We start from the raw sequence: 321 nt of genomic DNA on the forward strand, positions 1-321 counted from the left end.
CGTCGCCGGAAGGTTTTCGCAGTTGGTGCCTTCCTGCTGGTACAGGTACGGCACCGCGTCCAGCCGGAAGCCGTCGATGCCGAGATCCAGCCAGAACTTCAGGGCGGAGATCATCTCCTCCTGGACGGCCGGGTTCTCGTAGTTCAGGTCCGGCTGGTGGGAGAAGAAGCGGTGCCAGTAGTACTGCTTGCGGACCGGGTCGAAGGTCCAGTTGGAGGCCTCGGTGTCGACGAAGATGATCCGGGCGTCCTGGTACTGCTTGTCGTCGTCGGCCCAGACGTAGTAGTCCCCGTAGGGGCCGTCGGGGTTGGCGCGGGACTC

Annotated in this window: 1 protein-coding gene; it reads right to left on the reverse strand. The window is 64.2% G+C overall.

The features are described from left to right. Positions 1-321: alpha-amylase family glycosyl hydrolase (locus tag AC5WS8_RS39455; protein WP_496108286.1), on the reverse strand; the 321-nt coding region annotated here is incomplete at both ends.

The organism is Streptomyces sp. PTL18 (genome assembly GCF_059510295.1).